General features: G+C 69.4%; 22 protein-coding genes and 1 tRNA gene. 14 read left to right on the top strand and 9 right to left on the bottom strand.

Annotated features, from left to right (window positions below):
- Positions 1 to 32: 32 nt before the first annotated feature.
- The gene (locus tag AC07AG_RS09895; RefSeq protein ID WP_478753576.1) at positions 33 to 458 is read right to left on the bottom strand and encodes a MarR family winged helix-turn-helix transcriptional regulator; all 426 of its coding nucleotides are present in this window, start codon (positions 456 to 458) and stop codon (positions 33 to 35) included.
- 114 nt (positions 459 to 572) lie between these two features.
- Here AC07AG_RS09895 and AC07AG_RS09890 point away from each other — a divergent pair, with 114 nt between their 5' ends.
- From AC07AG_RS09890 to AC07AG_RS09875, 4 genes are all read left to right on the top strand, one after another.
- Entirely contained in the window at positions 573 to 2,108 is a 1,536-nt protein-coding gene (locus AC07AG_RS09890) for an MFS transporter (RefSeq protein WP_478753574.1), read from the top strand.
- Positions 2,109 to 2,173: 65 nt separating this feature from the next.
- Complete coding sequence (locus AC07AG_RS09885) at positions 2,174 to 3,010, top strand: maleylpyruvate isomerase family mycothiol-dependent enzyme (RefSeq protein ID WP_478753572.1); 837 nt, start codon at positions 2,174 to 2,176, stop codon at positions 3,008 to 3,010.
- Between the two features lie 155 nt (positions 3,011 to 3,165).
- Positions 3,166 to 3,942 (top strand): hypothetical protein, encoded by a 777-nt coding sequence (locus AC07AG_RS09880; protein ID WP_478753570.1) that lies wholly within the window; start codon positions 3,166 to 3,168, stop codon positions 3,940 to 3,942.
- Between the two features lie 32 nt (positions 3,943 to 3,974).
- A complete protein-coding gene (locus AC07AG_RS09875; RefSeq protein WP_478753569.1) occupies positions 3,975 to 4,517 on the top strand; it encodes an NUDIX domain-containing protein in 543 nt (180 codons plus the stop codon).
- 32 nt (positions 4,518 to 4,549) lie between these two features.
- Here the strand turns inward: AC07AG_RS09875 and AC07AG_RS09870 are convergent, their stop codons facing one another.
- The gene (locus tag AC07AG_RS09870) at positions 4,550 to 7,372 is read right to left on the bottom strand and encodes a TIR domain-containing protein (RefSeq protein WP_478753567.1); all 2,823 of its coding nucleotides are present in this window, start codon (positions 7,370 to 7,372) and stop codon (positions 4,550 to 4,552) included.
- 29 nt (positions 7,373 to 7,401) lie between these two features.
- Between AC07AG_RS09870 and AC07AG_RS09865 the strand changes: the two genes are divergently transcribed.
- The 4 genes from AC07AG_RS09865 to AC07AG_RS09850 all read left to right on the top strand — a co-directional run bounded on the left by AC07AG_RS09865 (position 7,402) and on the right by AC07AG_RS09850 (position 12,196).
- Positions 7,402 to 8,397, top strand: coding sequence for a LacI family DNA-binding transcriptional regulator (locus AC07AG_RS09865; RefSeq protein ID WP_478753565.1), 996 nt, complete (start codon positions 7,402 to 7,404; stop codon positions 8,395 to 8,397).
- Between the two features lie 167 nt (positions 8,398 to 8,564).
- Positions 8,565 to 9,020, top strand: coding sequence for an RpiB/LacA/LacB family sugar-phosphate isomerase (locus AC07AG_RS09860; protein ID WP_478753563.1), 456 nt, complete (start codon positions 8,565 to 8,567; stop codon positions 9,018 to 9,020).
- 139 nt (positions 9,021 to 9,159) lie between these two features.
- Positions 9,160 to 10,545: an MFS transporter gene (locus AC07AG_RS09855; RefSeq protein ID WP_478753562.1), complete on the top strand. Its 1,386-nt coding sequence runs from the start codon at positions 9,160 to 9,162 to the stop codon at positions 10,543 to 10,545.
- Positions 10,546 to 10,915: 370 nt separating this feature from the next.
- Positions 10,916 to 12,196, top strand: a complete 1,281-nt coding sequence (locus AC07AG_RS09850; RefSeq protein WP_478753560.1) for a YeeE/YedE family protein — start codon at positions 10,916 to 10,918, stop codon at positions 12,194 to 12,196.
- 247 nt (positions 12,197 to 12,443) lie between these two features.
- Here AC07AG_RS09850 and AC07AG_RS09845 read toward each other — a convergent pair whose 3' ends face one another.
- Positions 12,444 to 13,379 (bottom strand): ROK family protein, encoded by a 936-nt coding sequence (locus AC07AG_RS09845; protein WP_478753558.1) that lies wholly within the window; start codon positions 13,377 to 13,379, stop codon positions 12,444 to 12,446.
- Positions 13,380 to 13,585: 206 nt separating this feature from the next.
- On the opposite strand from AC07AG_RS09845, the gene AC07AG_RS09840 reads away from it, so the two are divergent.
- Entirely contained in the window at positions 13,586 to 14,419 is an 834-nt protein-coding gene (locus tag AC07AG_RS09840) for an MBL fold metallo-hydrolase (RefSeq protein ID WP_478753557.1), read from the top strand.
- Between the two features lie 12 nt (positions 14,420 to 14,431).
- On the opposite strand, the gene AC07AG_RS09835 is transcribed toward AC07AG_RS09840, so the two are convergent.
- From AC07AG_RS09835 to AC07AG_RS09825, 3 genes are all read right to left on the bottom strand, one after another.
- Positions 14,432 to 15,583: a M20 family metallopeptidase gene (locus AC07AG_RS09835; RefSeq protein WP_478753555.1), complete on the bottom strand. Its 1,152-nt coding sequence runs from the start codon at positions 15,581 to 15,583 to the stop codon at positions 14,432 to 14,434.
- Positions 15,580 to 17,004 carry an aldehyde dehydrogenase family protein gene (locus tag AC07AG_RS09830; protein ID WP_478753553.1) on the bottom strand — a complete coding sequence of 475 codons (1,425 nt, stop codon included), beginning with the start codon at positions 17,002 to 17,004 and terminating at the stop codon, positions 15,580 to 15,582. The genes AC07AG_RS09835 and AC07AG_RS09830 overlap by 4 nt, the downstream gene beginning before the upstream one ends.
- A gap of 130 nt (positions 17,005 to 17,134) precedes the next feature.
- On the bottom strand, positions 17,135 to 18,697 hold the full coding sequence (locus tag AC07AG_RS09825; RefSeq protein WP_478753551.1) for a GMC family oxidoreductase: 1,563 nt from the start codon (positions 18,695 to 18,697) through the stop codon (positions 17,135 to 17,137).
- Positions 18,698 to 18,835: 138 nt separating this feature from the next.
- On the opposite strand from AC07AG_RS09825, the gene AC07AG_RS09820 reads away from it, so the two are divergent.
- The gene (locus AC07AG_RS09820) at positions 18,836 to 19,372 is read left to right on the top strand and encodes a GbsR/MarR family transcriptional regulator (protein WP_478753549.1); all 537 of its coding nucleotides are present in this window, start codon (positions 18,836 to 18,838) and stop codon (positions 19,370 to 19,372) included.
- Positions 19,373 to 19,520: 148 nt separating this feature from the next.
- Here AC07AG_RS09820 and AC07AG_RS09815 read toward each other — a convergent pair.
- The 3 genes from AC07AG_RS09815 to AC07AG_RS09805 form a co-directional block, all read right to left on the bottom strand.
- Positions 19,521 to 19,614 (bottom strand) — tRNA-Pro (locus AC07AG_RS09815).
- A gap of 204 nt (positions 19,615 to 19,818) precedes the next feature.
- Positions 19,819 to 21,081 (bottom strand): McrC family protein, encoded by a 1,263-nt coding sequence (locus tag AC07AG_RS09810; protein ID WP_478753548.1) that lies wholly within the window; start codon positions 21,079 to 21,081, stop codon positions 19,819 to 19,821.
- A 62-nt stretch (positions 21,082 to 21,143) separates the two neighbouring features.
- A complete protein-coding gene (locus tag AC07AG_RS09805; protein WP_478753546.1) occupies positions 21,144 to 23,609 on the bottom strand; it encodes an McrB family protein in 2,466 nt (821 codons plus the stop codon).
- A 448-nt stretch (positions 23,610 to 24,057) separates the two neighbouring features.
- On the opposite strand from AC07AG_RS09805, the gene AC07AG_RS09800 reads away from it, so the two are divergent.
- From AC07AG_RS09800 to AC07AG_RS09785, 4 genes are all read left to right on the top strand, one after another.
- The gene (locus AC07AG_RS09800; RefSeq protein WP_351161621.1) at positions 24,058 to 24,387 is read left to right on the top strand and encodes a hypothetical protein; all 330 of its coding nucleotides are present in this window, start codon (positions 24,058 to 24,060) and stop codon (positions 24,385 to 24,387) included.
- Between the two features lie 58 nt (positions 24,388 to 24,445).
- Positions 24,446 to 24,757 carry a pore-forming ESAT-6 family protein gene (locus AC07AG_RS09795; RefSeq protein WP_351161619.1) on the top strand — a complete coding sequence of 104 codons (312 nt, stop codon included), beginning with the start codon at positions 24,446 to 24,448 and terminating at the stop codon, positions 24,755 to 24,757.
- Between the two features lie 65 nt (positions 24,758 to 24,822).
- Positions 24,823 to 25,221 carry a DUF6507 family protein gene (locus AC07AG_RS09790; protein ID WP_478753544.1) on the top strand — a complete coding sequence of 133 codons (399 nt, stop codon included), beginning with the start codon at positions 24,823 to 24,825 and terminating at the stop codon, positions 25,219 to 25,221.
- Complete coding sequence (locus AC07AG_RS09785; RefSeq protein WP_478753542.1) at positions 25,218 to 26,732, top strand: hypothetical protein; 1,515 nt, start codon at positions 25,218 to 25,220, stop codon at positions 26,730 to 26,732. The genes AC07AG_RS09790 and AC07AG_RS09785 overlap by 4 nt, the downstream gene beginning before the upstream one ends.
- The last annotated feature ends 80 nt before the right edge of the window (positions 26,733 to 26,812 follow it).

Genomic DNA, 26,812 nt, shown 5'->3' with positions numbered 1-26,812 from the left:
CCGAAGATTCCCGCCTCCCTGCGACGTTTCCGTCACCGGGAGACGAAAACGCGCTCCAGCAGGGTGTGCAGCGTTTCCCGGTCCTGGTCGCTGAGCCGCTCCAGGCCCTCCTGCGTGGCGCGCATCTTCGCCCGGAGCGCGTCGGTGACGCGCTCGCCCTCGGCCGTGAGAACGACGTTCTTGACGCGCCGGTCGGAGGGGCTGGGTTCGCGGCGCACCAGGCCGCGCTTCTCCAGCCGGTCGATGATCCCGGTCATGTTCGACGCGTCGCAGGTCAGGGTGTCGGCCAGGGAGCGCATCGCCGCGGGTCCACGGCGCAGCACCGTCAGCGCCTTGCCCTGGCTCGCCGTGAGGTTCTCGCTCGCCGCCGCGAGCGTGAAGTCGCCGTAGTAGGCGCCGAGCGACACCGAGAGCAGCTCCATGAGCCGGCCCGTGTCGGTGCGGGGAGTGCCTGTCATGAGAGTCACTTTACCTCCTGAAAGTTGACTACCTCAAATATCGGCGTTTACCTTCGACTCATTGCTTGAGGATCTCAAGCATCAAGGTTGTCAAGTAACTGAGAGAGAATCACCGTGTCCCACGCACACCGCGCCGCGCCCCCACGGGCCTCCGGGCAGACCCTGCTCGTCCTGGCGCTCGGTCTGGCCGCCATGGTCGTGTCGATGATGCAGACGCTGGTCGTCCCGGTGCTGGGCATCATCCAGGACGACCTGAACGCCACCACGGCGAACGTCAGCTGGGTGACCACCGCCACTCTGCTGTCGGCCGCCGTCTTCACCCCGCTGCTCGGCCGCTTCGGGGACCAGCACGGCAAGAAGCCCACCCTTGTCGGCGTCCTGCTCGTGATGATCGCGGGCTCGGTGCTCGCCGCCACCACCAGCTCGCTGACCTGGCTGATCATCGGTCGCATCATGCAGGGCGCCGCGACCGCGATCTTCCCGCTCGCCCTCTCCGTCCTGCGCGAGGAGATCAAGCCGGCCAAGCTGCCCGGAGCCATGGCCCTGGTCAGCGGCACGCTCGCCTTCGGCAGCGGGCTCGCGCTTGTCGGTGCCGGACTCCTCACCCAGGGCGCCGACCCCGACTACCACCGGGTCTTCTGGCTCGCGGTGGTGCTCGCCGTCGTGGCGCTTGCCGGAGTGCTGTTCGTCGTGCCCACCTCCCGGGCGAAGACCGGAGGACGGACCGACTGGCTGGGCGCGCTCTCCCTCGCGATGCTGCTCGTGCTGCTGCTCCTGCCCATCTCGCAGGGCCACGAGTGGGGTTGGACCTCCGGCCGGACGATCGGCGCCTTCGTCGGCGCGGTCGTCATGGCGGGTGTGTGGGTCGCGGTCGAGCGCCGGGTCAAGGAGCCGATGGTCGACATGCGGATGTTCGCCCACCGGCCCGTCCTCTTCACCAACCTGGCCGGACTGCTCCTCGGCTTCGCGATGTTCGCCCAGTTCATCGGCGTCTCGTACCTCGTGCAGATGCCCGAGAGTGTCGCGGGGTACGGATTCGGCGCCTCGGTGCTCGCCGCCGCCGTCGTCTACCTCCTGCCCACCACGCTCGTCTCCCTCGTGGGCGCCCAGGTCGGAGGGCTGCTCGTGCGCCGGATCGGCGCCCGCCCCACGCTGGCCATCGGCGCCGCCTTCGGCGCGCTCGGCTTCGCCTGGCTGACCGCCGCGCACGGCACCAGCGCCTCGGTGATCGGCGCGGGCATGATCATCGGCCTTGCCATCAGCTTCGGCTACGCCTCCATGCCGGCGCTCATCGTCGCCTCCGTCCCGGCCCACCAGACCGGAATCGCCAACGGAATCAACTCAATCTCCCGCTCGGTGGGCAGCGCCGTCGCGAGCGCCATGATCACTACGCTCCTCGCGTCGAAGACCATCGAGCTGCCCGACGGCATGCCCACACTGCCGCAGGAGAGCCAGTTCACGCTGAGCTTCGCCATCGCCGGAGCAGCCTTCGCCCTGGTCGTGATCGTTGCCCTGATCGGACTCAAGGCTGAACACGCGCCCCGCGCATCCGCGGTGCGCAAGGTCGAGGCAGCACAGTCGGCGGAGCCCGCGCAGCCCTCGCAGCCCGCGGAGCCCGCGGGATCGAAGCCTGCCGCCGAACTCGTCTGATCGGACCGGCTACTGGAGTGCCGCTGCGCTCAGCGGAACCGCACCCCTCGGAAAGGCACACCCCGATGAAGACTCCGGACCCCGCGAACCACGTGAACCATGTGGACCCCGCGGACCACGTGAACCCCGCGGACCACACCCCGGCACTCGTCGACCACCGCGCGGCGGTCGCGGCGGAGACGGCGCGCTTCGTCACGGCCGTCAGGGGCGCCGACCTGGCGACCCCAGTGCCCGGCTGCCCCGGCTGGACACTGGCCGACCTGATCAGACACACCGGCAGCGTCCAGCGCTGGTTCGCCACTCTGCTGCGGGCACGCATCCAGGAACCCCCGCGGAGCCGCGAGGTGGACCTGCGCCTCCCGGACCAGGAGGACGGATACGCCGACTGGCTGGCCGAGAGCGCGACGGTGGCGGCGGACGCCTTCGCGGCCACCGGTCCGAACCTGCCCATGTGGGCGTGGGGAGCCGACCAGCACGCCCGGTTCTGGGCGCGCCGCATGCTCTTCGAGACCTTGCTGCACCGGGCCGACGCCGAACTGGCACTCGGCCTGCGGCCCGCGATCGACCGAGCGGTAGCGGTCGACGGGGTCGACGAGTTCCTCGTCAACCTCCCCTTCGCCGCCTCCTTCGCCCCTCATGTCGTCAACCTGCGCGCTTCCGACAGGACCATCCGCTTCCACGCCACCGATGGCACCGGCGACTGGCTGGTCCACCTGCGGCCCGACGGCTTCGCGCTCGCCACGGCCGACGCGGAGGCTCACACCGCTGACGCGACCGTACGGGGAACCGCCCGCGACCTGCTGCTGCTCGTCTACGGCCGCCTGCACCACGACGATGCGGTCCTCTCGCACGAGGGAGACGAGAGCCTCCTGGCACACTGGTTCGCCAACTCCGCCTTCTGAGGCGGCAACCTCAGCCGGGGCGGCCAAGTCGCGTTGCCCGCGCCGCCGGTTCCCTGCGCACCACACCAAGGCGGGCACGCGTCAAGTTACTGTTACCAACGTCGTGTTGGGCAGTCGAACGGGCCTGGCCTCCGTCACGTAGCGGCAGTAGTGCCGTGTTCGTGGTTCGCGGCGGGAAGGCCGGTCGGGAGGATCCGGTGCGGGGAAGCGCGGCCGGGAGGGGAAACGCCGCCGGGCGGACGTTCCGCGTCGCCCTTGCGATGGCTGCCGGTGCGGTGGTCGGTGTCTGCGTCTATGCCATCAGCCGTACCGGAGGCACGTACCTGTTCGCCATTGCCGGCGGACTGGCCGGCGCACTCGTCGCCGTCGGCCTCGATGCCTACCGGCGCTCGGCACGGCTGACAGAGGTCCGTGTCACCGTGCCGCAGCTGAGCGAGCTGACCTTCGTCGTGAACAACGATGCCCGGCAGGTCGCGTGGCAGCTCTTCATTGAGTCGGTGACGCGTGTGTCGGTGCAACGGCTCAACGACGACGAGGGGTTGCTCAGGGAAGCCATGACATCGCTGTACGGGTTGTTCGCGACCACCCGGGAGACGCTGAAGGTGAGCCGCCCCTCGACGCAGGTGAGTTCGGGCCTCACCGTGGAGGCCCTGGCAGTGAACTTCCTCAACGCCGAGCTCCGTCCGTTCCTTTCACAGTGGCACCCCCGCTTGCGTGCCTTCGAGGACACTCACCCCGACCGGCCGGAATCGGAGTGGCCACAGGCCGCGGAATGCCGTGCGGATCTGCGCGAGGTGCAGGCCCACTCACGGGAGTACGTGCTGGCGTTCGCCCGTTTGGCGGGTGTCCGAGACGCGGCCGCCATGCTCGGCGCGGCGGCACCCGGCCCCGCCACCCACGACTCACCGATGGTGCCCCGCGCGCGGGAGTAGCGCCGGGGGAGCGATCCCGTACGGTTCCCTCCATGGAGCACCGAGGGCCATGGACACGTCACGATGGGGAGCGGCTCCTCTCCACCGAGCACTTCGGGGTGCGCCGCGACGCAGTGACGCGTCCCGACGGCGCACGAGGTCGCTACGACTGGGTGGAGATGCCGGACCAGGTGCGGATCGCGGCCGTGGTCGACGGCTGCCTGCTGGTCGTCGAGCAGTACCACTACCTCGTGGGCCGGTTGTGGCAACTCCCGGGCGGGGCCGTCGATCCGGACGATGCGGACGCACAGGCGGCGGCGCGTCGGGAGCTGGCGGAGGAGACGGGGTACCGGGACGGCATCTGGAGCAGCCAGGGCCACCTGTTCCCCCTTCCCGGCACGACTCCGACACGGGTCCATCTGTGGCGCGCCGAGCACCTCGCCCCCGGGCCGGCGGGCCCCGAACCGGGCGAGGCGGATCTGCGCGTCCACCACGTCCCCCTGGCCGATGCCGTACGGGCGACCCAGGACGGCCGCATGCGCTGCGCCCCCAGCACCAGCCTGGTCCTGGCGGTGGCGTCAGATCCGCGCGGCTGAGCCCGGTCCGCACGCGCGAGTCGAGCCACGGGCTAAACGGCGCATGGCACGGCCCTCGACCTGACACGTTCCGCCGGTTGCGCGCCGATGATGTCCTCGAGTTCCGCGGCCCCCAGCCGACGCCCGGTCAGCGCGCACGCCGCGTCTCGCCAAGCGTCCTCCCGCAGGTCGACGGAGAGCAGCTCAATGCGTGCCGCCGCCAGGACCAGCATCCGGCGGGCGCCGGGAACCTCGGTCACGAAGAGGTACGTGCCGGGCTCACGCCACCCCAACTGGTCGGCCACCGGCACGCTGAAGGAGCCGAGCCTGCGGCCCGAGTCGAACTCCCACATCTCGACGGTGCCATCGATGCGCACCCCGGTGATGACGTTCGCGGCAGGCAGGGTGACCACCTTGACGAACCGCCCGGCGTGCAACTCCCGGGCCGGGCGCCGCGAGGCCACGTCCCACACCACGACCTCGCCGTCCGTCAGCACCAGGCTGACGGTCAGCCCCCGGTGGTCCATGCCGATGTCGGCGATCCCCTCCCCCACCGCACGACGGTCCTTGCGCCACAGCGTGGCAAGGTCGCCGTCCTCCACCCTCACCAGAGTGACGGAACCGTTGTCGTGTCCGCAGGCCAGATACTTTCCATTCCCGCTGACGGCCAGCATGGAATCCGGGGTCAGCCCGGGCACCCGTAGCCTCCTGAGCACCTCGCCGTCCCGCAGCCGGATGCGGGTGAGCCGGGACCGGCTTGTGTCCACAGCCAGCATCTCCTTGTCGCCGTGGGCAAAGGACAGGGCATTGGTTTCACGCGAGGGGAGGGGGACCCGCGCACTCTGCCGGTAGCGGGCGCCGTCCCAGGCCCACACGAGCAGCGTCGCCGTGTCGTCCGTATAGGCGTGGGTGACGACGCGCCGTGCGTGATCGGTGAACACCGGTCCGCTGCCCTTCAGTTTCTGCCTTCCGCCCTGACGCGCAACGGTCGTACTGGTGCCCTGATCGGTCCAGAGGAAGGGGCGCGAGGTGGAGGCGCCCGCCACGCCGCTGCTCGCGACCGAGGGATCGGCCGGTCCCGGCAGCCGCGCCAGGGAGCGGACGATGCGCCCGCGGCGGCCGAGGTCCCAGATGGCGAGGCGCTGCCCTGTGGCGGTGACGAGACGCCGCCCTCCGTTGTCCAGCGCGAGCAGCCGCGCCCCCGGTACACCCGTGAGACGTCCGGCATCCGATTCCCCGCGCTCACGCACGGAGAAGACCTGGACCATGGTCTGGTTGCCGGCGGCCACGCGCATGCCGTCCCCGCTGACGGCGAGGTCCCACCCCGTTCCACCGTCGTCGCCCGGAAGCGCGAGGTTGGCGACCCGGCGGCCGTCGGCCACGCGGCGGACTCCTACCCGGGCTGCCCCCGAGGCGCTCCGGTTGACGTAGTAGCGCTCGTTGGCGGAGAACTCCCCGCCGAACTCCCCTTGCGGGCGCTCGCGCCGCGGAAATGACACCGTCCCGGGTCCCGCGATCCGGCCCGTGGTGAGGTCGATGACGCGAGGCCCCTGATCGTGGGCCCACGCTGCCACGTATCGACCGTCCGCACTGATCCGCAGGTCACTCGTCTCCGACTTCATGCCCGGAAGCCGCGTCACCGCACCGTCCTTCAGGCGCACTCGGCGCAGCGATCCGTCCTCCGCCCCGACAACGGCGTGGGCACCGTTCGGTGCGACGGCCAGCGCGGTGAGGCGTACATCGGTATGCACGAACCGTTCCAGCAACGGGCTGGCCGCGGCCGCCTGGAAGAGGGCGGACCTCGTCTCGGACGACGGGTCGAGGGAGTGGCCCGCGACCGCCTCGAGGGACGCGAGATCGAGCCGGTCCGCCATGTCCCGGTCCGCCGATGAAGCCAGCAGCCGCGCCGCAGCGACATCAGCTGCGCGCCGGGCCTCATCACGCTGCTGCACGGCTACCGTCGCTGCGATCGTGGCCGTCACGGCCAGGGCCGTCACCGTGGCAGCCGCAGCCACGGCAATCCGTTTTGTCCGGCGGTGCTGACGCAGTTCCTCACCGATCAGATCGTCCTTGGGGCGTCCGGTGAGGGATGCCACGAGACTGGCCACGCGGTCCAGGAAGGCGGGGTCACGCCGGACCGTGAGCCGCTCGGCACGTATCCCGCGCAGGTCTACCCACAACGGCTGTGAGGGGAAGGCATGCAGCAGAGCGGGAGGGAGCGTGTCACCACTCCGCAGGTCGAACTGCCCCCGCACCGGGTCCCAGCTCAGTTCCCCCTCGGTGAGAACGATGTACAGCCGCGACACCGGGCGGTGTCGCAGCCACCAATCGACTTCCCGGATCACCCAGGGCGACCTCGCGGACCCCGGTGAGGCCATGAGGATGAAGCACGAGGACTCCGCGAGCGCGGACTCGATCGTGTCCCACAGACTCGATGTCGCGTGAACGTGCGTCGCGTCCCGGAACACGCGCAGGCCACGTCGCCGGTACCAGGGCTTCGCGAAGGTCTCGACGGCACGCTGCAAGGCGGGAGCAAGCTTTTTTCCTGCTTCTTGGCTGTACGACAGGAATGCGTCGTACGCGCATTCGGGTACCTCTTCGCCGTCCGACACAGCTCCCCCAATGCCGCCTGTCCCCCATCGCGCGGCTTGCCCATCAGCGTACGCGCGGGGAAGCCCGCCGGAGACGGCAAGGACCGCACCGATCGCGTCATCAAGGACGTGAAGCTGCCCCCGCCCCACCCCACCCCACCCCGATCCGCTCCCGAACAGAGAGAAGTGCCGCCCCTGGATCTGCGCTCGCGCGGCGCAGCGTTTCCGCTCCGGGACCTTGCCCATTTCACGAACCGTGTGCGATCTTAAGTCCATCGAGTTCATGGAAACGTTTCCACAAGGAGGTGGGGCGGGTGGCCACGATCAAGGACGTCGCCGCACGAGCCGGGGTCGCGCTCGGTACCGCGTCCCGCGTGCTCAGCGGCAGCAGTCAGACCTCGGCCGACTCCCGGTCCCGTGTGCTCGCGGCCGCGGCCGAGTTGGGGTACATCGCCAACGGCCCCGCCCGTTCCCTCCGCCGCGCCCGCACCGACGTACTGGGACTGCTCGTCTCGGACATCCGCAACCCGTTCTTCTCCGAGCTGGCTCACGCCGCCGAGCAAGAAGCGCGCCGCCACGGGTACACCGTGCTGCTGGCCAACGCGAACGAGGACGCCGAGCAGGCCGACGCGTACCTCCGGACCTTCGCCGGCCAGCGCATCGACGGCCTGTTGTTCTCACCGCAGAGCAGCGTCTCGCCACAGCTCGCGGCCACGCTCGCGTCCGGACTGCCGCTCGTGTTCCTCAACCGCAGGATCGAGGGCGTCGACGCCCCGCTGTACGGCACGGACAACGCGCAGGGCGTGGAGCAGGTACTCGCCTGGCTGCAGCGCCGCGGCCATCGTGACGTCGCCTTCATCGGCGGCCCGGACGCCATCTCCACCGGAGCCGAGCGCAGCGCCGCCTACCTCGCCGGGCGCCAGGCACACGGCATCAGCACCGACGAGAGACTGATCGAGGCCGGTGACTTCCTGGCGGGCGGGGCGGCCGATGCCATGCGCCGCCTCCTCGACCGCGGCGCCCCGTTCACGGCCGTGTTCGGCGCGAACGGTCCGACCACCCTGGGAGCCGTGCGCGCGCTGCGCGAGCGAATCGGCGCTGCGCAGGCCGCCCGCATCGAGGTCGTCTCCTTCGACGACCTCGACTGGTTCGAGTTCGCCTCGCCGCCCATCAGCGCGGTGCGCAACGGGGCGTCGTCGATCGGCCGGCTCGGTGTACGAGGGCTCGTCGACCTCATCGCCGGCCGCGCCGCACCCGGGCAACGCATCCCCACCACGTTCGCCGACAGATCCTTGCCGGACATCCGATGAGCGCCCGTATCGCCATCGGCACCACTGCCACCGAAAACGCCGGCTCCCCCGCCGTATGTCCGGCCCCGCGAAACCGTCTCGGCGCGCTCGGCCAGGACGCTCCTCGGCGACCACGGTGCGCCCTCCCTGAGGCCACCCGTGCGCCCCCTCCTTGAAAGGAACAGCAGTTGAAGATCGCCCTCGGCGCGGACCACGCCGGATACGCACTCAAGGACACCGTCCGCAAGGCCATCGAGGCTCTCGGGCATGAGGTGATCGACTGCGGCACCCACAGCAGTGACCCTGTCGACTTCCCGGACATCACCCGCATCACCTGCGAGGTCGTGCTCTCCGGAACCGCCGATCGAGCCGTGCTCGTCTGCGGCACCGGCCAGGGCGCCGTCATGGCAGCCAACAAGCTGCCCGGCGTCCGCTGCGGTCTGGCCCACGAGCCCTACTCCGCGCACCAGGCCGTCGAACACGACGACGCCAACGCCATCGCCATGGGGGCCTGGCTGGTCCCGCACGCGCTCGTGCCCGACATCGTCCGTGAGTTCCTCGGTGCCGTCTTCGACGACGACGAGGAAACCCGGCGCCGGGTCGCCAAACTCAACGCGCTCGACGATCTGAGCCCGGCCCCCTGACAAGCCGTCCACACGCCCGTTGAGCGGGTGAACTCTCTCTTCCGCTGACACCGAACGCCCTGCCCACGCACGACTGCGCCGGGCGCGTCTTCGGCATGCCCCGAAACACCAGAAATACCCGGTGAAAAGGAGAACTCCCATGCCCACCAGCGTCCCTGCCGGACGGCGGAGCGTGCTCGGCTCCAAGGACCGCGTCAAGACCGCGGTCGCCGCGGCCTTCGGCACCAGTGTCGAGAACTACGACTTCATCGCGTACGGCACCGCCTCCGCGCTCTACTTCGGAGCGGTCTTCTTCCCTGAGAGCGATCGGTTCGTCGGCACCTTGCTCTCCTTCGCCACCCTCGCGGTCGGCTTCGTCATGCGCCCGCTCGGAGGCGCCATCGGCGGCTACTTCGCCGACAAGTTCGGCCGTAAGCCCGTCCTCGTCGCGGCGATGATCGTCATGGGCGCCGCCACGTTCCTCATCGGCGTACTGCCCACCTACGAACAGGTCGGCGTGCTCGCACCGATCCTGCTCGTGGTCATCCGAATGATCCAGGGCCTCGCGTTCGGCGCCGAGTGGGGCGGGGCGATCACCATGGCCTACGAGCACGCGCCGTGGCACCGCCGAGGCATGTTCGCCGCGATCCCCCAGGCCGGCAACCCGCTGGGCATCGCCCTGGCCAGTGGCGTGTTCGCGTGGAGCGACACCCTCGACGGCAGCTGGCAGTGGAGGACTCCGTTCCTGCTCAGCGCCATCATGGTGATCGCCGCGCTGATCGTCCGCTCCCGGCTCTCCGAATCCCCCGAATTCCAGGAAGCCAAGGCCAGCGGCAAGACCGAGAAGAACCCGTTCCGTGCCACGCTGGCCGACGACTGGCGCGGCATCCTGCGCGTCATCGCCTTGCGCGTCGTCGAATCCTTCGCCTACTACTCCACCGCCACCTACCTGCTCAGCTACATCACCGAACGCCACCCTGACCTCAGGTCCGTCGCCCTCGGCGCGATCACCGTCGCCAGCATCCTCGCCATCGCGGTCACCTTCCTCGCCGGCTCGCTCACCGACCGCATCGGGCGCCGCCCCATCTACATAGCGGCCTGTACGGCGGCGATCCTCTTCGCGTTCCCGATGTATCTGCTCACCAACTCCGGCCAACCCGCCCTCGTGGTCGCGGTGTTCATCGTCGGCATCGGCCTCATCCACGCATCACTCACCGGAACCCAGGGCTCCCTGCTGACCGAACAGTTCCGCACCGCGACCCGCACATCGGGAGCCTCGCTCGGATACCAGGTCGCAGCGGCCATCGGCGGCTTCGCCCCGCTGCTCGCAGCCGCTCTGGTAGGTTCCTTCGGCTGGCCGGGCGCCGCGGTGCTCTACCTGGCCGCGGCAGTGATCGGCCTCGGCGGCATCCTCGTGACCAAGGAGACGTGGGGCCGCCATGAGCGGGAGCGCGTACTCGGCCTCGTGGCAGAGGAGCAGCGCGCTCTGACCGCTTCCGGGACGCCGACCGGAGACGTCGTGCCGCTCCCGTCCGAGTCCCGGTGACCTCTGCTCGGCCAGGACCTCTACTCGGCCACTGACCTCCGCCACGGGCCTCTGTCCCTCACCCCGCCGTCTCGGTCATGTGCTCTCTATGTGAGACGGTGTTCCAGGATCCGAGACGGCGTTTCAGGATCTTTGCGGGATGCCTATGGTGGTGCGCATGTTCGGACCCGCTCGTCAGCTCGCTCTCGCGCTCTTCGCGGCCACGCCGTGGAGCGTCGACGACGCGCTCTGTCGCCGCTGACGCCTCGCTCAGCGCCCAACTCTCAGCGCCCAGCTCTCGGCTGTCAGCTGTCATCTCTCGGCTGACATCTCTCGGCGCTCACGCGACCACCGCCTGTCCGGCCCACCCCTCCCGTTCCCGGAGACCCTCTTGACCACCGCTCCCGATGCCGGGGCGCCGCCCCGGGCCGCCCTGCTCGCCCCTGCTCCTACCTCCGCCTCCGCCCCTCCGGCCGAGGCCTCGCCACCGGTCCGGCGGGTGCCGCTGGCGGTCGCCGCCGCCATCGGTGTCGCGCTCGCCGGGTACGTCTTCGCGGAGCACGGGGCCAAGCCCGGCGTCCTACTGCTGCTCGGCATCGGACTCGGGTTCGCCCTGTTCCACTCCCGGTTCGGGTTCACCTCCGCCTGGCGGCAGCTGGTGGCCGTCGGGAACGGCACCGGGCTGCGTGCCCACACCTTGCTCCTCGGCACCACCGCGACGCTCTTCGCCCTGATCATCGGCACCGGCAGCGGCCTTTTCGGGTCGGTGCCCGCCCCCAGCGCCGGGCCGATCGGGGTGGCGCTGCTCATCGGCGCCTTCCTCTTCGCCATCGGCATGCAGCTCGGCGGCGCCTGCGCCTCCGGGACCCTCTTTGCCGTCGGTTCCGGCCAAGGCACCATCGTGCTCACCCTCCTCGGCTTCATCACCGGCTCCACCCTCGCCGCCTGGCAGTTCGGCCTCTGGAACGATCTGCCGGCGCTCGACCCGTACGTCCTGTCCGACCACGTCGGCTGGTTCGGTTCCTGGGCGGCTACGATCGCGGCGCTCGCCGCGATCTGGTTCATCGCCCGCACCGTGCAGGCCCGCCGCAATCCCCCGCCGGTCGGCACCCCACCGTCGGCGCGCGGTGCCCTCCGCCGTACGGTCAGGGGCTCCTGGCCGCTGGCCGCGGGCGCCGTGGCCCTTGCGGTGCTCGGCGCCGGCGTGCTGCTCGTGTCGGGCGGCGCCTGGGGCGTCACCAGCGCGTTCGCCCTGTGGGGCTCGAAGGTCGTGGGCGCACTCGGCGGCATGCCGGAGACCTGGGCGTTCTGGCAACAGCCCGACAGCGCGGCCCAGTTGTCGGGGCCGGTGCTTGCCGACAAGAACAGCCTCACCGACATCGGCATCATGGTCGGCGCGGCCGTCGCGGCGGCCGCCGGTGGCGTGTGGCAGCTGCACCGCACCATCCCCGCCCGCACAGCGCTCGCCGCCGTCATCGGCGGCATCCTGATGGGCATCGGCGCCCGCCTCGCCGGCGGCTGCAACATCGGCGCCTACCTGGCAGGCATCGCCTCCGGTTCCCTCCACGGCTGGATCTGGGCGGCCGTGGCCATCCTCGGCACCTGGGCCGGCCTGCGCCTGCGTCCACTGTTCGGCCTGGGCAACCCGAAGCCGACGGACAGCGTCTGCTGACCTGCCGGGTTCTGTTGTCGCCGGTGGATGTCTCCGCTCCCATCCGCACCCGGCGTCGTATAGGCGTATAGGTATGGGCCCTCCGGAACGCGCATGCGTGGGTGCCGGAGTCCCGTCCTCGGGCGTCCGGCGGCCCGTGTCGTGCGGCCGACCGCGACCGATGGGAGCCGCAGGCCGCCTACTTCTCCCACCGCCCGGTGGCGGCTCGCGGCCTCACACACGCAGCGGCCTAGTCGGGTCCGTGGCCCTACTTCTGAGGACTCAGGGCGTACTTCCCGGCGAGCGGGGCGAATTGTTGGATGACACAGGCTGCTGCCGCAGCGGCGCTGTCGGTGTCGTCCGCTTGGCGCACGACGAACTTGCATTCCTCCGCGCCGGTGGAGAAGGCGTGAGCGTGAGCGGCCTGCGTCATGGCACTCATATAGACACCCGCCGCCCCGGGACTGGTCGGCCCCTCCGTGCCACGGAATGTGCGCGGCACACCTACGAGCGGCTGCTGGCCGTAAAGGACAATGGTCGTGGGATTGAATACGTTGATGAGTGTCGCAACAGCACGCCCCAGGGCCTCCCCCGCATGGACGAGAGTCTGGTGGACGACGCCACCCTGGCCGTTGCTCGTGGTTTCGTAGCCTTCCTTGACGCCTTCGCCCTTCAGGGTGCGCGTGATGGAGTAGGGGGCGGCGGCCGCTTCCAGACAACCGGAGCTCTGGCAGCGGCATTTGGTGGTGGATCCCTGGACACCGGTATCCACAGGAATATGGCCGAGTTCGCCCGCCATGCCGTGGGCGCCCCGAAACACCTGACCGTTGAGGACGAGCGCGGAGCCAACTCCCCTGTCAGTGATGAGGATGACGATCATACTCTCGTCATCGACGCTGCCCAGGAACCGCTCTCGCACCGCAAGGGAGTTGGCGTCGTTCTCCAAGACGACTGGCACGTCAAGGCGCTGCCGAATCAGCGACGCCAGAGGAAACCTGTGCCAGCTGGCGTTCGGTGAGTTGATGATCGTCCCTCGATGCACATGCCCACCGACCCCCAACCCCACGCCGGTCAAGTGCTCGTGCCCCGGAACCAGTCTGGCTTGGAGATCTTCGATCAGATCGAGAATCTTTGCCAGAACCTTCCCCCTGTCCCAGTCGGGCAGCGCCATTTCGATCGGGCCATGCACAGTGCGGGCGAGCATGTCCGTGTGCCAGGCGCGGGGCGGGGTCGGCTCGGGCGGCGTCCCGTTCGCCGTTGCCGTCGAGAGTGGTGTGCGTCAGACTTTCTGGCAGGTATTTCGCGGTAAATCGTGGCTGGGTAAACCGTGGCCGGGAGTTCGATCTTGAGCAGGAGCGACGACCCGGCGCCGGTCGAGACGTGGCTGTTGACCACAAACGGAGGAGCCCCATGCTGAAGCAGGTCGCGGAAGGCGTTCTGATCCACCAGAGCGAGTTGCTCCAGAACAACACTGCGGTCGTGCAGGGCAGGGGCGGCGTGCTGGTCGTAGACGCCGGGATAACAGACGGTGAAATGGCCTGCCTGGCGAACGACCTTCGTCAGTTGGGGCAGCCCGTCATCGCAGGATTCTCGACGCATCCTGATTGGGATCACGTTCTCTGGCATGCCGACCTCGGCGAAGCGCCTCGATACGGTACAGCGCGCTGCGCGTCCTACATGCAGGATCTGCTGTCGAACGCGGGCTGGAAGGCCCGCGTGGCCGATGGATTGCCGCCGGAAATCGCCGAGGAAACACCGCTGGACCTGTTCGGTCTCATTACGGGTCTGCCTGCTGAAACCGCGCAGGTCCCTTGGGACGGCCCCACGGTCCGGATTATTGAGCATCCGGCGCATGCACCGGGCCATGCGGCGCTGTTGATCGAAGAACGCAGGGTTCTCGTCGCCGGCGACATGCTCTCCGATCTCTTCATTCCGATGCTCGACGACTCCGCCGACCCGATTGAGGACTACCTCGTCGGGCTGCGGCTGCTCGAGGACGTGGCGGACGACGTCGACGTCCTCATCCCCGGTCACGGGTCCGTCGGCGTAGCTGATCAAGTACGCGCGAGGATCAATCAGGATCGAGCGTACGTACACGCCCTGCGTGACGCCCGTGTTCCCGACGACCCGCGCATCGGCCCATCGGTCAAGCCCGGCTGGGAGTGGGTGAGCGACATACACGAAGGGCAATTCAAGCGCTTCGCCCAGAGAAGTCCGCGCGACGAGACGCCCGACCAGAAGTGATCGGGTGGGTGGTCACGACGCGCGGTCAAAGGCTGCGGCGAGGTCGACCGCGGTCCAGGCCATCGCGATGGCGCCGTCGAGGACGGCGCGGTCGGCGGCCGGTGTGATGCATGCGGCGGTGAACTCGCGCTGGTGGTTGACCGCGGGCGCGCAGTCCAGGCCGAGCATGGGATGGATCGTGGGGACGGCGTGCGAGACGTTGCCCATGTCGGTGGCGGCTCCGACGGCGGCGCCGCCGGGCAGGTCCAGGAAGGTGCGGCCTAGGGCCTCTGCGTTGGCCCGGTACAGGGCCAGCATCGCGGGGTCGGGGCGCAGGTCGGCGTAGTCGGGGCCGACGGGACTCACGGTCAGTTCGCACCCGGTGGCCACCGCACCGGCATCGAAGCAGCGCGCCACACGGGCTTTGAGGGGGGCGAGCGCCTCCAGGGTGTCCGAGCGGACGATCCAGCGGCCGCGGCTGGTGTCAGGGATGACGTTCGCCGCGCTGCCCGCCTCGGTGACGATGCCTTGGATGCGGTCCGCGCCCGTGGTCTGCTGACGCAGCAGTCCGATGGCCACTTGCGCGACGGTCATGGCGTCGGCGGCGTTGACTCCGCGCTCGGGGTAGGCCCCCGCGTGCGCGGGCGTGCCGCGGTAATGGATGTCGAACTGGGAGACCGCGGTGCCGGGCATGGCATCCATCTCGGCGGCTGCGGGGTGCACCATCATCGCGGCATCCAGCCCGTCGAAGGCTCCGCGTTCGAGCATCTGGATCTTTCCGCCGCCGCCTTCCTCGGCCGGTGTCCCGAGCACGGTGACCGTCAGTCCGAGGTCGTCGGCGAGTTCGGCAAGCCCCAGTCCGGCGCCCACCGCGGCGGCGGCGATGATGTTGTGCCCGCAGGCGTGGCCGATCTCCGGCAGCGCGTCGTACTCCGCGCAGACGGCGAGGTGCAGCGGCCCGGAGCCCACAGTGGCGCGGACCGCGGTGGGCATGCCGTAGCAGCCGTGCTCGACGTCGAAGCCTGCCGCGCTCAGGTGCTGGGCGACCCAGGTGCTGGCCCGGACCTCTTCAAAGGCCAGTTCCGGATGGGCGTGGATGCGATGGGAGAGGTCCACCAGGTCGCGCTCCGCAGCGCGGATCCGCTTCTGGATGAGGGTCTTGGGGTCCGTCGGCGCGGAATTCACGAGGCGGTCCCGGCGGCGATGTGGACGGAGGCGGGGCGGGTTGCGGCGTCGTAGGCCGCGCTCGCACCGGTGGCGCCCATGCCGCTGTCGCCTGCCGGTTCGTAGAGACGTTCGGGGCCGCCGCCCTGCCACTGATTGATCCAGACGACGCCCGCGGGGATCCGGGTGGCTGCGGCCACATGGTCGGGGTCGCGGGTGTAGACGGTGGCCGCGAGGCCGAAGCGGGACCGGCCTGCACGCTCGAGCCCTTCCTCGAAGGAGGAGACGACCACGACCGGGGCGAGCGGTCCGAAGGTCTCCTCGGTCATCACCAGCATCGACTCGTCGACGCCCGTCAACACCGTGGCCGGGTAGAAGAAGCCCTTTCCGTCCTGTTCGTCTCCCCCCGCACGGACCGTCGCACCGCGCTCGACGGCCTCGGCGACATGCCTGCGGACCGTGTCGCGTTGCCGTTCGTCGACCAGGGGCCCCATCATGACGCCCTCGTCGTGACCGTCGCCGACGGTGTACGTCCCCGCCGCCTCCACCAGGGCCTCGACGAACTCCTCGGCGATGTCCTGGTGCACGTATATGCGTTCCATGGACGTGCAGATCTGCCCGGTGTTGATGAACGCGCCGAACGCCACCGCTTTCGCTGTCGCGCCGGGGTCGACGCCGGCGTCGACGACGACGGGATCCTTGCCGCCTAGTTCGAGGACGGCGCGGTGCAGCAGCTTCCCGGTTCCCGCGCCGACCTGCCGGCCGGCGCCGACGGATCCGGTGAAGTGCACGAGCTGAATGTCCGCGTGCTCGGCCAGCGGCGCTCCGGCACGCGCGTCGCCGAGGACGAGGTTGACCACGCCGGGCGGCAGGCCGAGCAGTTCGAAGAGCCTCACGGCCGACAACGGCGATCGCTCGGAGGGCTTGACGACGACGGTGTTACCGGCGGCGAGCAGCGGGCCGAGCGCTCCGAGCACCATGGCGACGGGGAAGTTCCACGGCGTGATCACCGCGGTGGCCCCCAGCGGATGACGCAGGAGTTGCGTGGCGCTGCCGTCGGGATGGCTGATGGTCTCCTCGAAGCCGTACGACAGCGCCTGGGCCGCGGACGCTTTGAGCCCGGCTACCGCCCCGTCGATGAACGTACGGCCGACGCCGACCGGCTTGCCCATCTCCCGGCACTCCAGGTCGGCGAGTTCGTCCGCGTACGCGCCGACGGTGTCCGCCCACGCCGAGATGTGCGCGACGCGCTCGGTCACGGGCAGGGCAGCCCACGCGGGCTGCGCCTTCACCGCTGCGGCCACGGCCCGGTCCACGTCGGCCCGACAGCCGCCGGGCAGGCGGGCGATGACGTCCTCGGTCGCGGGGTTGACGACGTCGAGCAGCGTGTCCTCGAAGGAGTCTCCCCAGACCCCGCCGGTCAGGTTCTGCAAGGTCTTCATCGGGAATCTCCTCCATGTGAAGACGCGGCTTCATGTGAAGACGCGGCTTCATGTGAAGACGCGGCGGCGCGCCCGCCTCGGTCGAGCAAACGGTGTCGAGCAAACGGAACCGGGTCACGAGCGTGCCGAGTCAGGCGATGCGGTCGGCCATGAGTTCACCCGCCATGATCGTGGCCAGGTTGGTGTTGGCCCGGGGCACTGACGGGAAGACCGAGGCGTCGACCACGTGCAGGCCGTCGACGCCGAGGACGCGGCACTCGCTGTCCACGACGGTGCCGGGGTCGTCGGTCGGGCCCATGCGGCAGGTGCTGGTGCCGTGTTGCGCGTCCATGACCGTCGTCAGCAGGTATTCGTCGAGACCGCTGTCGCTGTCCAGAACGGAGAACAGTGCCGCGTTCTCCTTCTCGAGCGATCCTTCCGTGATGGCTGCCGTCTCGGGGCGGCGCGCCAGCTCGACGAGCGCTCGTATGCCCTGGCGCATTCGGCGGAGGTCCCGTTCGTCGGACAGCATCCGCTGCCGCACCAGCGGCTGTTCGAAGGGGTCGGTGGACGCCAGCGTCAGTACGCCTCGGGAGTGGTTCTGGTTCAGCCAGATCCCGAACGCCCCGGAAGCGGTGGTGGTTGTGGCAGCGGCCATCGCCAGCACGTTCTGGTTGAGCGAGACGAACATCAGGTCGTTGTCGGGGGCGTCGTCGCCGCTGGTCCACCGGACGCAGACGTTGGTGTGCCGGTCGTGCGGCGTCTTGACCGCCGCCGACTCCCGCAGCGGGATCGACACCAGCGCCATCGGATGGTCCTGCATGCCGCGGCCCACCGGCAGGTCGTGGCGCACGTCGATGCCGAGCGCGTGCAGGTGCGACGCGGGTCCGATGCCCGAGCGCATGAGGATGCCGGGTGAGTGGATGACGCCCGCACTGAGCACGACCGTGTCGGCGTGCTCGGTCGTCACCTGTCCGTCGACGAGCAGCCGCACCCCGACCGCCCGGTCCCCGGCGAACACCACCTTCTCCACCAGGGCGTCACCCAGCACGGTCAGCGTGCTCAACTCCCGGGCCTGCTCCAGGTACGCGTCGTTGACCGACACCCGGCGGCCGCCCCGCGAGTTGATCGGATAGGGCGAAACCCCTTGCGAGGAAGGGGCGTTGACATCCGCGGCCCAGCCGAACCCCGCCGCGAGCGCGGAGCGGGACAGCGCTGTGTCGACTCCGCCCCACTCCTCCTGCGACGTCCGGTGGATCGGTGTCGGTCCACCGCGGCCGTGATGCGGCTCGTCACCGAACTGCTCGTCGTCCTCCAGCTTCGCGAAGTACGGCAGGACATCCGCCGGAGACCAGCCCGTACACCCGAGCCCGCTCCAGTCCTCGAAGTCCGCCATGGGGGGCCGGATCGCGATCTGCCCGTTGATCGACGAACTGCCGCCGACACCCCGGCCGCGCCAATACGGCGCTTTCGTCTGCGAGTCGGTCCGCGAGGAGTTCAGGTCCGCCCACAGCAGCCCCTCGGCCGCGGTGGGGTTCATCAGCGCGACGGCGGGATTGGGTGAGCGCCACGCCTCGTGCATCTGCGCCGAGCGGTAGTCGGGCCCGGCCTCCACGAGGAGGACGCGCTTGCCCTTCTCCGCCGAGCGCGCCGCGAGCGCGGCACCCGCGGACCCCGCCCCCACCACAATGACGTCCCAGCTCGTGCTCGTCATGCTTCTTCTCCCGCCGTAGGGCGAACTGAGGGCGATGTGACGCGGCCTGGGTATCGGGCCGGAGAGCTTGTAATATCGACCTTGTAGTGAGTTCAGTCAAGACTGAACGTTCATCTTCTACTGACTTCCAGGAGTTCCGTGTCCGATCAGGGCGGCCAGGCGACCGAGCACGGCACAGACAACTCGCACACCTCACGCACCTCACACAACTCGCCCGATGCGCTGGTCGAGGAGTTCGGCACCCACGTCGGCAGAGCCATGGGCTGGCCGCGCATGGCGGGCCGCGCCGCAGGACTGCTGATGCTGAGCGACAAGCCACTGACCCTCGCCGAACTCCAGGAAGCCCTGGACGCCAGCAAGGGATCGGCCTCGGAGATGACACGGCTGCTCATCGCCAACGGCACCGTGGAGCGCTACAAGGAGGCAGGAGCGCGGCACTTCGTCTACCGATGGCGCGACGACGCCTGGGTCGGCTGTCTGCGTCACATCGTCGCCGCGACCACCGAACTGCGCGAACTCGCCGCGCACGCACAGGAGCGCGGCGCCGACATGTCCGAGGAGCAGCGCGGACGGCTGCGCGACATGCACGACTACTACCGCTTCATGGTGGGGCACCTTGAGTCGATGCTGGCGGAGTACACCGCGACCTGGACGGCGAGCAAAGACCGTCCGTGACAGCCGGCCGGACAGAAGGCGTTACGCACGCCCGGCCGCCGAGCGCACCCATACCCGGGCGCCTCGGCACCCGATGGCTCACCCCACGGGAAGCCCCCACAACGAAGTAGGGGCCACCCGAAGGTGACCCCTACCTGCGACGTTTCCGTCGGGACGACAGGATTTGAACCTGCGACCCCTTGACCCCCAGTCAAGTGCACGCATCGGGTTCTCGAACTGCGGCACCAACTCGTCGTGCTCCGCCGACAGATCCACCGCCCGCAGCCCTCGTGGGCAGACCGGGCAGCGATAACGGCACTGACCCGGCCGCTGCCCAAGGCCCTGTGAGGGCACCTGTCTGGGTGCGGATCGAGCCGTTACTCCCGGACCGGACGCCAAACGGGGTGGCCGGTGGAGAGATCACCGGAGGGAGTATCCCCGGCACGCACGTTCCCTCGTAGTGCGTTCTACCGCGGCGCCCCTACGGTCATTGAACCCATAGATTCCGACAGAGCGTCAAGAATTCGCTTCGTCACGCTTGTGTACCGGGAGGGGTCCAGTGCTGCCGGAGCATCCAAGGGGATAGCCGTGATCCGGGCGGCCGTTCGTCCTACGCCCACACGGACAATCACGGTACGCGTGGCTGTGTCTCCCGGCCCCGGGTAGACCATGAGGCACCGTCCGGCGCCGTCGGTGGCCGGGCTTGCCGAGAGTGCCTGGGCGTAGAGGAATGCCTGGTAGAGGTCGGGCGTGGCGAGCTTTCGGTCGGCGTACAGCTTGTACTTGACGTCCAGCGGGCAACTGCGGGCGGCGGGCCCGTGCCCTGACGTCAGGAGGATGTCGGGGATGACCTCGGAGTGGGTAGTGCCGGAGGCTTCATGGACAAGGACGTCGCGGTGGCGGGACTGGCTGTGCGCAGTGATGCCGAAGGGCGTCACGGCACGTGTGACGAACCGGGTGACAAAGTCCTCGAAGAGGGTGTTCATGTCGAGGAGGAAGACGCGGGCGTCCGCCGGGCCGTCGGCGAAGAGGCTGCGTACGCCTCCATGGTCGAGGAGGAGCAGGGCCCAGCGGTGAGCCGGGCGGTAGTGGGTGTTGTGGCGGCCGTAGTGCAGGGTCTCGGTGAGGGTGCGGTGGTCGAGGCGATCTGGGGTGCACATCGCATGGAAGTCGGTGGCCAAGCGCCGGCAGTCGGCTCGCAACGCCGGGTCGGAGGCGGTGCGGGCTGCCAGTGTCAGCGCTTTGGCGCACAGTTGGTTGTCGGGGATGTCGGTGGAGTGCTCGTCGTAGCGGCATTCGAGACGGTCGACGCGGCCGTGGAGGCGTAGAAGCTGACGGTCGGGCAGCAGCCGTCCGCGCAGCACGGGGAGGGGTTCGCTGCGGGTTCGGTAGTCGTGGCGCAGGCCTCCGCGCAAGAGGTGCGCGCAGGCTCGGGCGAGCAGTGCGCACAGCAGGTCGCGCAGGTGCCTGCCTGCCGTGTCCATGGTGCGCGCTGAGGGGAGTTGGTGCGAGGCCGACGTGACGTCGGTGTATTCGACCATGCGCAGGACGTCCAGGTCGCTGCCGATGAGTTTGGGCACGATGCGGATCTGCAGAGCGTCGAGTTCCACGACGCCGATGTGGCAGTCCGTCTGGATCTCCAGCCTGTCGCGGTCCAGGACGCGGAGGCGAAGTCGTGAGGCCAGTGCCGGACTCTCCAGCAACTTACGGTCACGGGCGGAGAGTTGCATGTCATGGACAACCTGGGTCCGGTACTCCCCGACCGTGACCGTGCGTCGCTGGGCGGGGGCATTCATGCCCCGTCGCCCGTTCCGACCTGGAGTTCGGCGTAAAGGGCCGCGACGAGTTCGTCGTCGGTCAGGTCCCGCAGTGTGTGGCGTTCTGCGTTCACGATCTCGGCCCCGAGGAAGGAGGCGAGGACGCTGTAGTCGTCGTAGGCGTACTCCTGGAGGAGTGGCATCAAGTCGTTGCGGACGACGGCGGCCAGGTGGGTGGCGGTGGCCAGCGGGGCGCCCTCGTCCAGGAAGAAGGCGTGGCCGATCTGTGCCTCGCGGCCGGCCTGGGCGCGGATGCGGTCGTTGAGGCCGTTGAGGAAGTCGGCGAGATGGAGCTCGCCGACGTGGCAGCCTTCAAGTGGTGTGGCGTCGGGCATGAGTTCCAGGAAAGCGAAACGGCGGCGCAGCGCGGAGTCCAGCAGGCGGATGCTGCGGTCGGCGGTGTTCATGGTGCCGATGACCCAGACGTTGGGCGGTACGGCGAAGGGCTCTCCGCTCTGTGGGAGCCGGACGGTCAGCCCCCGCTTGTCCCGTTCCAGCAGGGTGATCAGCTCACCGAGGATTTTGGGCAGATCACCGCGGTTGATTTCGTCGATCAGCATCAGGTACGGGCGCTCGGGGTCATCCGCGGCGGCCTGGCAGACCCGTTTGAAGGCGCCTGGCGTGAGGACCAGGTCGAGTCCGGAGCTTCCCTGCCGGGGCCGGAATCCCTCGATGAAGTCCTCGTACCCGTAGGACGGGTGGAAGGTGAGCTGCGTGAGGTGGGCCGCGGTGCGGTCTCCGGGGGCGGACAAGGTGTTGATCGCGTCGCGGAAGGCGGGTGTGCCGTAGTCGGTGAGCGGGTCGAGGCCGAGGTGGTCGAGGTGCTGCGCCAGCCACCATAGGGCGAAGCGCAGGACGGTGTACGTCTTGCCAGTGCCGGGCGGCCCGAAGAGGACCGCCTGGCCTTTACGGGCAAGCGCCTCGCCCAGGGCCAGCAGGGCGGGATCGGAAAGGGCTGCGGGCGCAAGGCCTGTCTGCCGGGTCTCTGCCGGTTCGGTCGCTGCCGCGGAGTCCTGCGCCGTTGCGGCGCCCCGCGTGAGTGTGCGCCACAGCCGTTGCGGGACGTCCGCGACGGTCACCATGCCCCAGCGCTTTTCCGGTTCGGGGAGCTGCTGGGCGTAGGAGGTGTCCCAGTCGACGGCCACGGTGTGCTGAAACTCCTCCCTCTCGGGCCGCCACTGATAGCCCACTCCCGTGACGGTGCCCACGGCCAGCACCTCGCGGGTCCCCTTGTTGGCGACCACGAGATCACCGGGCTGGAGGCAGGATGCCTTCCACAGCTCGCGCGCCTTGGTGGTGATCGTCGGCTGATGGCCTCGGTACTCTTGCGCGTACGCCTGCTGGAAGGCCGCGCGCAGCTCCTGCTCGTCGGCGTACTGGCTCATGTCCCCGACGGCGTCCCAGCCCACGCAGATGAATCCCTCGCGCAGGCAGTCGTCCCACTGCGCCGCACCCTCGCCCGGGGCGATCTTGACAACGGTCCGGGAAGGGCGCGGGTCGTGCCACCAGTAGAGGAAACGTGCCACTTCGATGGGGTGCCAGCCGGATAGAACGGAGTGCTGCGCGACGAGCTCCTTGAGCCGCGCGTGCGCGGCGAAGGGCTCCATTCGAGAGGGTCGCTCCCCGGTGAGCAGCGTGATGAAGTGGTGCACGTGCTCACGGCTGTAGACCGGCAGGCTCCGGTCCGGGCAGTAGACGTGCACGGCCTTGGCCGTCAGCGCGGGGCCCCGGCGCAGGGCGTCTATGTCGTCGATGTCCGCCAGGCGGCCGTCCTCGGCGGCAGCGAAGGCCCTCCCAAAGCTGCGGCATACGTCTGCCCAGGCCAAGCCGACGTCGTCGTACTGCGGATCGAAGCGCCACTGGTCCTCGTTGCGGCGGAAGTAGATGATGTGCTTCCCGGCGTTCCCGCCAGCGATGCTGCCCAGCTGCGGACTCTGGAACTCCATCCGGTGGCAGAACGACCCGCGGTATCCGTCATGCCCCAGCGCGAAGCGCTCCAGCGGCAGCTTCTCCCAGGTCTCGCGGGGGAAGTCCGCCCTGATGGCCGCCGCCTCGGCCTCTGCGGCCGCCGCGTCGGCCGTCCAGGCGGAACGGTCCGCGACGGCGACGGCCTCGTGCAGCGGCAGAGACCGGCGCACACGGGCGTCAGCGGTGTCGACCGGTGCCAGCGCGCAGCTCGTGCAGGGGTCGGTCACCGGGCGTCCCGCCCCGTTCAGCAGCCCCGCTTCCTGCGCGAACTCGGCGCGGTGCGTCTCGTCGGGCCCGGCCTCCAAGAGGCGCAGCCAGGTCTGTCCGTCGGGGTCGGGGGCAATCGTCCAGCGCGGCCTGTCGGTCGGCGTCAGGTGAGTGCAGTCGGCGCGGTGGTGCAGCGTCAGGCCCGAGACAGAGCAGATCGCTTCGCCGTGTGAAGGTGTCAGCCGGTAGTGCTTGCCATCGTGCATCACGATGCTGGTTCCGCCGTCCACCGGCGTCTTGGGATCTCCGACTGGCTGTGCTGTGTGCTCCACCTGTCGCTTCCTCGCTTCCCCATGAGCTCGATCCGTCAGCATCGCGTAACGGGCAGCGCTCCGTCGTGCTTTTCCGAATGTGGCTGCACGCGCCCATGCGAGGTTGGAAAACCCTCACTCATGCGCTCAGGCACCGCACGCGGTTTCAGCCACGGCCAGCCGCGCTTGTTGAGCATCGCGTCGCCCGTAGCAGCAGCATCCCGCCGTGGCGCACGCCATGGGCACAGATCACGCCGTCTCACCCCCAACTACGTTGCGTCTGCAACGCCGTATGGGACAGGATGTTCGATACACTACGGGGCGTGAGTGACGCGTGTGCATGCCGTGACGGCAGAACCAGCCGCGGCGCACCACACAATCGGGGATACACGGGGGTGGACTCATGAAGTTCGACATGGGAGACACGACTCTCGCGGTGCTGGGGAAGAACACCGTGGGGTCGAGCGACGATCTCGGGACGCTGATCAGTCTGCTGGTCCAGGCGGCGGAGCCGCTGGAGGGCAAGTTCAACGGGGCGGGCAAGGCGACCTTCGACTCGTTCAAGTTGCGCGCGGACGAGATCACTTCAGATCTGAACGGGGCTCTGTCCTCGATCCTGGGCGGACAGGCGGGCATGGATACCGCGTTCGGTTCCGGTGACCAGGAGCAGTCGGACAACGCGCACCAGAACATGGGCGCGGCCAACTTCGACGGCGCCCGCTTCTCGGCCTGATCCTGCCGATTCGATCTGCTAGCACACCCAACACTTCGCACACAGGGGGAACTTCGCCATGGCTGGAAACCAGGACCGCCGCTCCTACGACACCGGCGCCTCGTCCGACGTGCAGGGCGGCCTGCAGATCATCATCGGTCAGCTGGAGCGGGTGCTCGGCGACCGTGACCGTGCGGTGAAGGCCGCCATGGCCGACTACCAGGCCGACGGCGTGTCAGACGACTACCACGGCAAGGAAGTCCGCTGGAACAAGGCGGCCAACGAGGTCCGGGAAATCATCCGCCTCGTGCGCACCACGCTGGAGCAGAACGACGGCACCGCGCAGTCGACGCTCGCGCGGGCGCGCGCCGCGGTCGACAACATCGGCTGAGCAACCGGCCGCTACGGGCGGGCTGGCGCGGATACGGGGTCACGGGGCTGTAGTAGGGGGTTGGCATGCCGAAATGGGATATTGAGCCGGGCGGGGTGAATCTCGTCCTGTCGCACGTGAACGAGGTACTGGGCGCTCTGGACCGGCACGTCGGCGGGTACGGCGAGGACTTGGGGGGCGCCGCGAAGTGGTCGGGCGCCCTGGTATCGGGGGAAGGCGGCGGGGGCCAGAGTCCGGTCGGGGGTCTGGTCGCCTCGGCACTCGTCGAGTTCGCCGAAGGCACCGCCGAGGAAGTGCAGTTCATTGGTGCGCGAGCAGGGCAGTCGGTCAGCGGCGCGGCACTGGCCACAGCCGCCTACGAGGCGGGCGACCTGGAGATCGCGGCCGAGATTCAGCAGTCCGCGGCCAGTGTCGTCGACCCGGTCCTGGAGCGACCCACACCTCTTACGCGAGGCTCCCTGTGATCAGCGCGAAGGACATTCCCCACTTCACCGGTGACCTGGAGCAGCTGGAACAGCACACTTCCGGACTGCGGGCCCACGCAGGCGCCCTGCGGCAGGCGGGCGGTGTGGCGCACACCAAGTTCCAGGGTCTTGGGGCCTTCTACCGGGCTCCCGAGGCGGAGGAGCTTTTCGCCTCCACGGCGCCGGTACGGGATCGAGCGGACTTGTTCGCCTCGAAGATCGAAACGGTCGCCGGGGCGCTGGATGACTACGCCAGCGCGGTCCGACCCATCATCGCCCGCCTTGACCGTCTGCGGACCCGGGTGGCCGACTTCGTGGCGGGTCTGAAGACCGACAGCGGCGAGATCGACGACGAGTGGACCCAGGACCAAGACAAGGTCGACCAGCACGAGGCTCTCTGGAGCGAGGTCGGCCAGGCCAAGGCCGACTTCACCGCCGCCGAGATCGCCGCCAACAACAAGATCACGGCTCTGGTGGACGGCACCCAGTACGTCCCGCAGGGCTACGAGGGCACCTTGGTCCCCCGCGGGTCGCAGGTCTACGGCTACACCGCCGAAGCGCTCAAGCACGCCGACAAGCTGCCGTGGGGCACCCCGGAGACCCTGACCTATGACAAGTTCGACCTCTCCCACCACGCGGAGGAGGCCGGCGTCAGCATCAAGGACAACATCGTCGGCACCGTCACCGGGTTCGTGGACCTTTTCAGCCCCGGAGCGGACGGAAACGCGGCCCGCAAGGGGCTTGGCATGACGGTCCTGGGCCTGGAGTCCTACCTCTTCGACCCGTTCAACCAGCAAGACTCACCCTGGAAGGAACAGGTCGCCGAGGGCCGCCCGTACACCAAAGCCTTCGCCAAGGCCCTGGTCGGCTGGGACGACTGGGCCGACCGTCCGGGCAAAGCCACGGGCACTGTCATCTTCAACGGCGTGACCCTCGCCTCGGGACCGCTGGCCGCCGTCTCGAAAATCGCCAAGGGCGGCGCCGTCGCCAAAACCGCCGGCACCCTCGCCAAGGTCGGCGAGGCCATCGACCCGCTCAGCGCGACAGCCAAGGCCGTCGGCGCCACCACCCGCGCCGTACCGAAGATCGCAGACGTCACCGCCCGCGCCCGCGCCGGATTCGGCAACACGCCAGGCGCCGGATCCACCAGCACCGTGCTGCGCGTCTCCGCCACCACCGAACTCCACCTTGTCGACGGCAAGTTCGTCATCCTCAAGGACGGCGTCCCCGACACCACACCGCCCCGCGTCGAACTCTCCGCCGACGCACGCACCCCATCCGTCACGGCGCCGCGCGAGCACCAGTTCGTCGGTGCGGGTGCGCGAGCGCCGGAAGCCGGTACTCACGCGGGCGAGAACCTGCCGCCGCAGGCAAGCCATGGGGCTTCAGCCAACAACAGCTCGCACAATCAGCCATCGACTGGCCCTTCTCACCACACTGGTGCGGGCAGCTCGGGGGGGGCAGGGCTCGTCCGGGCAAGATGCGTCAAGCTCCCCACCCGCCGCAGATAGTTCCGGTAACGCTGGTGCCCCCGCCGCCGGGCATACACAGGGCCCGGGCAGCACCGCACCAGAAAATCCCGGAGGCGACG

This window comes from Streptomyces sp. NPDC044044, assembly GCF_056434405.1.
This window is presented reverse-complemented; position numbering and strand designations above follow the sequence as displayed.

Coding starts and splice junctions, on each gene's coding strand:
- AC07AG_RS09855 (WP_478753562.1), top strand. CDS start 9,160: ATGCCCACCAGCGTCCCTGCCGGACGGCGGAGCGTGCTCGGCTCCAAG.
- AC07AG_RS09825 (WP_478753551.1), bottom strand. CDS start 18,697: ATGACGAGCACGAGCTGGGACGTCATTGTGGTGGGGGCGGGGTCCGCG.
- AC07AG_RS09830 (WP_478753553.1), bottom strand. CDS start 17,004: ATGAAGACCTTGCAGAACCTGACCGGCGGGGTCTGGGGAGACTCCTTC.
- AC07AG_RS09845 (WP_478753558.1), bottom strand. CDS start 13,379: ATGCTCGCCCGCACTGTGCATGGCCCGATCGAAATGGCGCTGCCCGAC.
- AC07AG_RS09790 (WP_478753544.1), top strand. CDS start 24,823: ATGCCGAAATGGGATATTGAGCCGGGCGGGGTGAATCTCGTCCTGTCG.
- AC07AG_RS09840 (WP_478753557.1), top strand. CDS start 13,586: ATGCTGAAGCAGGTCGCGGAAGGCGTTCTGATCCACCAGAGCGAGTTG.
- AC07AG_RS09885 (WP_478753572.1), top strand. CDS start 2,174: ATGAAGACTCCGGACCCCGCGAACCACGTGAACCATGTGGACCCCGCG.
- AC07AG_RS09875 (WP_478753569.1), top strand. CDS start 3,975: ATGGAGCACCGAGGGCCATGGACACGTCACGATGGGGAGCGGCTCCTC.
- AC07AG_RS09795 (WP_351161619.1), top strand. CDS start 24,446: ATGGCTGGAAACCAGGACCGCCGCTCCTACGACACCGGCGCCTCGTCC.
- AC07AG_RS09870 (WP_478753567.1), bottom strand. CDS start 7,372: ATGAACTCGATGGACTTAAGATCGCACACGGTTCGTGAAATGGGCAAG.
- AC07AG_RS09800 (WP_351161621.1), top strand. CDS start 24,058: ATGAAGTTCGACATGGGAGACACGACTCTCGCGGTGCTGGGGAAGAAC.
- AC07AG_RS09805 (WP_478753546.1), bottom strand. CDS start 23,609: ATGCACGATGGCAAGCACTACCGGCTGACACCTTCACACGGCGAAGCG.
- AC07AG_RS09895 (WP_478753576.1), bottom strand. CDS start 458: ATGACAGGCACTCCCCGCACCGACACGGGCCGGCTCATGGAGCTGCTC.
- AC07AG_RS09810 (WP_478753548.1), bottom strand. CDS start 21,081: ATGCAACTCTCCGCCCGTGACCGTAAGTTGCTGGAGAGTCCGGCACTG.